General features: G+C 56.9%; 5 protein-coding genes. 1 reads left to right on the top strand and 4 read right to left on the bottom strand.

Annotated features, from left to right (window positions below):
* Positions 1-145 precede the first annotated feature (145 nt).
* Complete coding sequence (gene clpB, locus GCE01_RS07125; protein WP_099211926.1) at positions 146-2,746, bottom strand: ATP-dependent chaperone ClpB; 2,601 nt, start codon at positions 2,744-2,746, stop codon at positions 146-148.
* 89 nt (positions 2,747-2,835) lie between these two features.
* Positions 2,836-3,915, bottom strand: coding sequence for an aldo/keto reductase (locus GCE01_RS07120; protein ID WP_099212032.1), 1,080 nt, complete (start codon positions 3,913-3,915; stop codon positions 2,836-2,838).
* Positions 3,916-4,101: 186 nt separating this feature from the next.
* Between GCE01_RS07120 and GCE01_RS07115 the strand changes: the two genes are divergently transcribed.
* Positions 4,102-6,303: a S9 family peptidase gene (locus GCE01_RS07115; protein ID WP_099211924.1), complete on the top strand. Its 2,202-nt coding sequence runs from the start codon at positions 4,102-4,104 to the stop codon at positions 6,301-6,303.
* Here the strand turns inward: GCE01_RS07115 and GCE01_RS07110 are convergent.
* Together GCE01_RS07110 and GCE01_RS07105 are read right to left on the bottom strand one after the other, a co-directional pair.
* On the bottom strand, positions 6,300-6,860 hold the full coding sequence (locus tag GCE01_RS07110) for a hypothetical protein (RefSeq protein ID WP_099211922.1): 561 nt from the start codon (positions 6,858-6,860) through the stop codon (positions 6,300-6,302). The two genes, GCE01_RS07115 and GCE01_RS07110, sit on opposite strands and share 4 nt — an antisense overlap.
* A 16-nt stretch (positions 6,861-6,876) precedes the next feature.
* The gene (locus tag GCE01_RS07105; protein WP_099212030.1) at positions 6,877-8,268 is read right to left on the bottom strand and encodes a M20/M25/M40 family metallo-hydrolase; all 1,392 of its coding nucleotides are present in this window, start codon (positions 8,266-8,268) and stop codon (positions 6,877-6,879) included.
* Between the last annotated feature and the right edge of the window lie 72 nt (positions 8,269-8,340).

Genomic DNA, 8,340 nt, shown 5'->3' with positions numbered 1-8,340 from the left:
TACTTATCCACACAACTAACCCACAGATTTCCTGAACTTTTCCCCCTTACACACACTTTCCATTCACAAAACAAAACTAAAAAAATCAAAAAAAACGCCAGAAAAATCTGGCGCTTTCTTCGAAAATCCCGGTTTCCCGCGACAATCAGTCGGCGGAGGACGAACGACCGTTAATCGTCAGGCCCTTATCGTCCGCAGAGACGGTGATGGTGTCGCCATCCCGGATGGTTCCATCCAGCAGAAGTCCTGCCAGAGGGTTCTGAAGGCTGCGCTGGATCACCCTCTTCAGCGGACGGGCGCCATACACTGGATCGTAGCCTGCTTCGGCCAGCCACTCGGTCCCCTTCTGATCCAGATCCAGTGTGATCTTGCGATCTTCCAGAAGCTGCCGCAGGCGACCAAGCTGAATGTCGACAATCCGTCCCATATCTGCGCGCTGCAGACGGGAGAACAGGATGATCTCATCCAGACGATTCAGGAATTCCGGCCGGAAGTGATTGCGCACCACCTGCATGACCTGCGCCTGCACCAGTTCTGGCGATTCACCGTCTTCCTGATTGGCGAGAACATCTGAACCAAGGTTACTCGTCAGAACGATGATCGTATTGCGGAAGTCCACAACACGCCCCTGCCCATCCGTCAGACGGCCATCATCGAGCACCTGAAGAAGGATGTTGAAGATGTCCTCATGGGCCTTCTCCACCTCATCAAACAGGATGACCTGATAAGGACGACGACGCACAGCTTCTGTCAGAACACCACCTTCGTCGTACCCGACATATCCCGGAGGTGCGCCAATCAGGCGCGACACGGCATGCTTCTCCATGAATTCACTCATGTCGATCCGCAGCAGGGCCTTCTCGTCATCGAACAGGAACTGGGCCAGAGCCTTCGTCAGCTCTGTCTTGCCCACACCCGTCGGACCAAGGAACAGGAACGACCCAATCGGGCGGTTCGGATCCTGAAGTCCTGCACGGGCACGACGCACAGCATTGGCGACAGCGACCAAAGCCTGCTCCTGCCCGACCACACGCTCACGCAGCGTATCTTCCATCCGCATGAGCTTGGCGCGCTCGCCTTCGAGCATCCGATCTACCGGAATACCCGTCCAACGGGACACAACCGATGCAATACCCTGATCCGTGACGCTATCTGCGAACAGGCCAGATTTGGATGCTGCGTCTTCCTCTTCCTGCGCTTTCGCAATCTGAGCTTCTAGGTTTGGAATCAGGCCGTACATCAGCTCGGAAGCCTTCGCGAGATTCCCCTGACGCTGCGCCACATCCACATCGGAGCGTGCTGTATCCAGCTGCTCCTTTAGCTTCTGAATGGCGTTCACGCGATCCTTTTCGGCATGCCACTCGGCACCCATCGCATCGGACTGCTCTTCAAGATCTGCCAGTTCGGCCTCAAGAGCCTGCAGACGATCCTTGGACGCCGTGTCGTCTTCCTTACGGATGGCTTCACGCTCGATCTTCAACTGAATGATGCGGCGATCGAGTTCGTCCAGAGCTTCCGGCTTGCTGTCAATCTGCATCCGCAGACGGCTGGCAGCTTCGTCAATCAGATCAATGGCCTTATCCGGCAGGAAGCGATCCGTAATATAACGGTTGGAAAGCGTTGCAGCAGAGACGATGGCGTTATCCGTGATGCGCACACCGTGGTGAAGCTCGTACTTCTCCTTGATGCCACGCAGAATAGAGATCGTATCCGCGACAGATGGCTCACCGACGAAAACCGGCTGGAAGCGACGGGCAAGCGCGGCGTCTTTCTCGATGTACTTGCGGTACTCATCGAGCGTCGTCGCACCAATACAGTGCAGCGTCCCGCGAGCAAGTTCCGGTTTAATAAGATTGGACGCATCCATCGCACCATCGGAACGGCCAGCGCCCACCAGTGTGTGCATCTCGTCAATGAAGAGAATAACCTCGCCTTCGGCCGTCTCAACTTCTTTGAGAACTGCCTTCAGACGCTCTTCAAACTCACCACGGAACTTCGCACCGGCAATCAGGGCACCCATGTCGAGCGACATCAGTCTCTTGTTTCGGAGCGCTTCTGGCACATCGCCATTAACGATACGCAGCGCCAGACCTTCAACGATTGCGGTCTTACCAACGCCTGGCTCACCAATCAGAACCGGGTTGTTTTTGCTGCGGCGGGCCAGAACCTGAATGGTGCGCCGGATTTCTTCATCACGGCCAATCACCGGATCGAGCTTGCCAGCCTGTGCGATCGCCGTAACATCACGTGCATACTTCTTCAGCGCGTCAAACGTATTCTCGGCGGAAGCACTGGTCACTGTCCGCCCTTTGCGGATCTGTGCAACGGCACGTTCCAGCGCGGAGGCATCGGCCTTTCCTTCAACCAGTGCTTTACCCGCTGCTGATCCGCTCGCAGCAATGGCCACGAGCAGACGATCCTGCGCAACATGGCTGTCACCTGCGGCTTTTGCAGCGGCTTCAGCGGAGTCCAGCAGCCTTACGAAATCAGGCGTAGCTTGCGGCTGACCTGCACCGCCGCCCTGAACCTTCGGAAGCTTGGCAAGTGCTGCATCATTGGCAGCCTGAACAACCTTTGGATCACCACCCGCAGCCCGAATAAGGCCGGATGCGGCACCCTGATCATCATCCAGCAGGGCCTTGAGAAGATGCTCCGGCGTCAACTGCTGATGGTAATCTCGAAGGGCAATAGTCTGTGCGGCCTGAAGGAAACCCTGGCTCCGCTCAGTGAATTTCTGAATGTCCATTCTAATATGTCCTCTCATGCCCCGTATCGGCGGCATATGGTGTCTCGGTCGCCCCCGAAGGCGACGACCGGTGATGAATATTTAGGCACTCATTTTTTTGTTTCAAGGGCATCCCGATGACGTTTCGCTGGCCCGTGCAAGACCATGTCGGCCTCTGACAACCTGCCAAGCGCATTCCGCTGCTGGTGCCAGTAAGGATAAATCAGATCCGGCGCACTGACATCGTCAAGCCGTGCGACTTGTGCCTTCGTCAGACGCAGTGATGCCGCAGCCAGATTATCCAGCAACTGGGTTTCCTTACGGGCTCCAATCACTACGGACGTCACACCCGGTTTGTGCAGCAACCACGCCAGTGCAACGCGTGCAGGCGAGACATCGTGTTCCTCTGCGATCTCCACCAGCACTTCAACCGTATCGTAGAGTTTTTCGATATTGCGGACTTCCGGTTCTGGCCAACCCGAAATACGGCGGCTATCCGCAGGCGCCGTCTTCCCGCGACGATATTTGCCCGTCAGCAGCCCACAGGCCAACGGGCTCCAGATCTGAACGCCCAGTCCTTGATCCACAGCGAGTGGCAGAAGCTCATATTCCGCATCCCGTGCTTCCAGAGAATAATAGATCTGTTCGGAGACCGGCGTAATGAGACGGTCCCGCTCCGCGGCAGACAGAAGCTTCATGGCCTGCCAGCCAGCAAAATTGGAAAGTCCCGCATAGCGGATCTTGCCCTGATCCCGCAGGGTCTGAAGCGCTTCCAGCGTTTCCTCAACCGGCGTCAGACCGTCCCATTCATGCAGATAATAGAGATCGATATGATCTCGCCCTAAACGACGCAGGCTATCCTCACAGGCATTCAGAATATGATGCCGCGACAGGCCCTCTTCGTTCGGGCCTTTGCCCGTCGGAAACCGGACTTTGCTGGTCACAAGCAGTTCCCGGCTTCTGCCTTTCAGAACACGACCAAGAATTTCTTCGGCTTCTCCACCCGAATAACCATCGGCTGTATCAAACATGTTGACGCCATGCTCGACGCAGAGATCCACCATTCGTGTGGCCTCTGAGACGTCAACATTGCCGGTGGAAGCGAAATCGCCCTGCCCTCCGAACGTGACAGAGCCAAAATTGAGTGCGGAAATTTTCAGGCCAGAGCGACCTAGCTGACGATACTGCATATCCATCAGGTTCCTCTTCTGAGACAGACCATGACACACAACACCTCAACGGTGGATCAGTCCCGGTAAAATCGGCCCCGCTCTCATCATCGTGAGCAAGGCGACTTCTCATGCTCGTGCACTCTGTTCAGGAACGACAGGTCAGTCCATGATTGATGTCAAAACCTTTCCTGTCCCGGAGCCGCCATGCCGTCATTCCGTCTCCGCAGAGCCCTGTTGTCCTGCGCGTTCCTGTCTTCCCTGCTTCCCGCCTTACCGGCCATGGCCTCCGAACCTGCATCATGCATGCTCGATCTTGCCAAAACTCGGAACGGAACGCTGGGTCTGCCCACACGATCAGAAGTGACACCGGACGGACATTCGGTTCTCTTCCTGCGTTCTGGCCCGTTCGACACACGCCTGCATCTGTTCCGATACGATCTGCCTGACCACTCCCTGCACGAACTTGCAGCCCCGGAAGCGGGTCCAGAGCACTTGTCCGTTGAGGAGAAAGCCCGGCGAGAGCGGGCCCGTCAGTCCATGTCCGGCATCACCGACTATCAGATGAGCGAAGATGGCGGCACGATCCTGGCATCTCAGGGTGGACGCCTCATCCGCATTGCCGCTGATGACGGCCGGGTATCTTCCGTTGATGGCAACTGGATCGCTCCCCGCCTTTCCCCGGACGGACAGACCATTGCCGCGGTGAGGGACAATGACCTCTACGCGGTCAATCTGGTAACGGGCGCCGAAACACGTCTGACCACTACAGGCACAGAAACGCTCACCAATGGGTTGGCCGAATTTGCCGCAGCAGAAGAACTGGAGCGCCCGGATGGCGCCTGGTGGTCTCCGGACAGTCAGACCGTGTTGTTCGAAGAAGCCGATTCAGGCAACGTCGAAAAACATTACATCACCAATCCAGAGACGCCCCAGGCGGCTCCGGTCGAGTTCCGTTATCCGCGCGCCGGCACACCCAATGCACGAACACGTTTTGGTCTCACCAGCATCAAAGGCGGAGACGTTCGCTGGATTGGCTGGGATCATGAAGCATGGCCATACATGGCACGTGCGGTCTGGCGGAAGAACGGTGGCCTGTTCCTTGTTCTGCTCAACCGGGAACAGACGCAGGAACAGGTTCTGTCCGTTGATCCAGCAACAAGCAAAACAACGCTCCTCCTCGCAGAAAGCGACAAGGCGTGGCTCAATCTGGATCCGCGCGACGCCGGTGGCAGCCATGCCTTACCCGTCGTACTGAATGGCCAACAGGGTTTCCTTTGGGCCTCGGAGCGCGGAAAAACGTGGCAGCTTGAACATCACGCCGCAGACGGGTCGCTGAAGCGGGTTCTGACGCCCAATACCCTGCCTTACGTCGCGTTCAATGATTACGACGCTGACAGCAACAGCGTTGTCGTGACGGTACGCCCGAACCGAATTGATAACGAGGTCGTCCGGATTTCACTCGCGGACGGCAAGATCACTCCGTTGATCACGGAACCGGGCATCCACAATGTCCATTTTACCAATGGCACCCATCGCCTTCTGGTCGATGCGTTTGCTGCCGCTGACGGAACTCGGCGCACTCTTCTGCGAGACGCAAAAGGGAAAATCCTGGCCAGCCTCCCGGGTATTGCGCAGCCCCCTCACCTTCCCGTCCACGTACAGTTCACAACGGCCGGGGAACGACAACTCGATGCCGCGATCATCCGGCCAGAGCATTTCCAGAAGGGCCATCACTATCCGGTCGTGTTGTCCGTCTATGGCGGCCCCGGCGTAAAGCTTGTGCACGATACACCGTCGAGCTTTCTGGAAGACCAGTGCCTCGCCAACCAAGGCTATGTCGTTGTCACGCTGGATGGACGCGGCACTCCGGGCCGGGATCATGACTTTGAGCGTACCATCAAAGGCAGCCTGATCGATGCTCCCCTTCAGGACCAGATCGATGGCTTGCAGGGGCTGGGCAAAACCTACCCCGAACTCGATCTGTCACGGGTGGGTGTTTATGGCTGGTCTTTTGGGGGCTACTTCACGTCCATGGCCACCATCCGCCGTCCGGACGTCTTCAAAGTCGGCGTTGCAGGTGCACCCCCTGTCGATTTCGCCGATTACGACACCGCCTATACCGAACGCTACCTGAACACCCCGCAGAACGACCCGGAAGGATATCGCAAAAGCAACGTCCTGACCTATGCGGACGGCCTGAAACGCCCCCTTCTGGTCATGCATGGCCTGACAGACGACAACGTGTACTTCGAAAATACCATGAAGCTGACACAGGCCCTTCTGAAAGCCGGGAAACCTTACGATCTCCTTCTGCTCCCCGGCACGCATATGCTGCCTGATCCACTCTTGCGCGCGCGCGTAAGCCAGCGTCGTGCAGAGTTCCTGGGTGACGCTTTAAAGCCCTAAGGTTGATCTGCCTGGGCCGCATGATCCGAATGGTTCGGAGAGGCAGCCCAGGCTTTCAACGCTGCCTGATATTGCCGCGATGCTTTGAGCCTGAGCATATAGGTAATGGCGCGATGGCTGGAGAGTGGGAAGGTCTGCCCATTAAACGATCCTCGCGCGCCACAATGCCCAACCCGACAAGCACTGTCAGTATCCTGCAAAACAACATCTTTCCCAGTCCGGCGAAGCGTCAGGCGACAGGGCTTCTCACCGGCCATGAAGGGCGGTTCCTGATACACCAGAGCCTCTCCCTCCATGCGGCCGATGCCTGACAGGGAACACATGTGCCCATTGAAGAACTGTGTTTCTATTCGCAGATAGGCCGCCTCTGCGCTGACGGGCACAACCTCCAGAACATTGTCGCTCCAATAGGTATCACCCGACACGTCACCGTTTTGGAAATGCGTACTGTACCGCCCGGAAAGCTGATTTTGTTCAGGAGCGGGCCTCCCCATCGCGACATGAGCCATCGTCGCTCCCGCCAGAACCACTCCCAAACAGATAGCAACACTCCGCATCTACAAAGTTTCCCTCTTAGTGAGACAGCTCCGGAATCAAAACCAGAAGCGCATCCATTGCCGGACCAACGGCGGAAACCGGCGTCCGTTCATTCAGTCCATGCATGAAGGAGTCTGAATTCTTGATGAAGATCGGGCTGATGCCGTAGCTGGGAACACCATGAGAGCGAAACCACATGCTGTCGCTCGCTCCGGATGACATGGCGGCAAAGACCGGCACATCCGGATAAACCGCATGAATGGAGGCATCAATCGCATGCACCACATCAGGCCGCATGGGAGAAGCAGCAGTTTCAACAGACCCTTCTGTCGCGTCTTCAATCTTCATACCCGGGTCCTGCGCCGCGTCGCGCAGTTCAGCCATGATCGAAGCCCGGGAATGCCCCGGAAAGATGCGACAATTGATATTAGCCGTCGCCCGCTGAGGAAGCGCATTGAGCGCATGACCACCTTCAATCATCGTGACCACACAGGTTGTGCCAATCCGCCCCACAAAGGACGGGTCAGCCGATAGCGTGGCAATGGCCTTTTCATTGGCTGGATTGGCTGCGAACGCCTTCATGGCCGCCGCAATATCAGGCTTCTGCCAGCGAGCCGCGTTGACAAAGAAACTACGGCTCAGGTCATTCACTTCCGGTTTGAAGCGATGTTGCTGGATCCGCAGAAGATCGGCACTCAGCTCATCAATGGCATTGACGGATCTCGGCTCCGAAGAGTGACCACCAGGGTTCGTCACGGTCAGACGGAAATCAGCGTAGGTTTTTTCCGCGCCTTCCCATGTGAAATAATCTGGCTTCCCCGTCTTTTCATCCAACGTGCCATTAGCCCCGTCCATGTTCAGAACAAGTTCGGCATTGGACAACTTGTCAGCGATGATGGCGCCAGTTGCCATCGTCGTCTCTTCATCTCCCGAGAACTCGATGATGATATCCCGGCGGGGCACGTACCCTTCTTTTTTCAGCTCCAGCAAAGCAGAAATAGCCAGTGTGTCATCCAGCTTCATGTCCGTTGAGCCACGGCCGAGCAGATAGCCATTTTCAATCTGTGGTTTGAAAGGATCATGCGTCCAGTCAGACGCCTTGGCTTCAACCACATCCATATGGCCGGAAATCACCAGCGGTTTGAGAGAGGAATCACGGCCGGGCCAACGGGCAATCAGATACGCCGTATCCTTGTAGGGCGTGATCGTCACATCCGCAGGCGCAAAACCTCCCTTAACCAGAGCATCCCGGAAAAGGGCTGCGACCTGTGGTGTCTGGTTGGCTGGCCCCGCAACAGATCGCAGGGCGATGGCCTGCTCAGCAAGGTTCAGGGCTTGCGTTGCGGCGTCATGATGCTGGGGAGCTGCGGCAAGTGCGCTCCCGCTCATCAGGGCCAGTAACAATCCTGCGCCAATCGTATTCCGCATCGTCTTCTCCTGCATCAGATGCGAAATCGTAACCATACGGACAGTGGATGCCTAGCCAGTGCGTTGCAGGAC

It is taken from the genome of Gluconobacter cerinus (assembly GCF_002723935.1).
In the GTDB taxonomy this organism is placed as follows: Bacteria; Pseudomonadota; Alphaproteobacteria; order Acetobacterales; family Acetobacteraceae; genus Gluconobacter; species Gluconobacter cerinus.
Note: the sequence above shows the minus strand (reverse complement) of the source record. Positions and strands in the feature narration are given on the sequence as shown.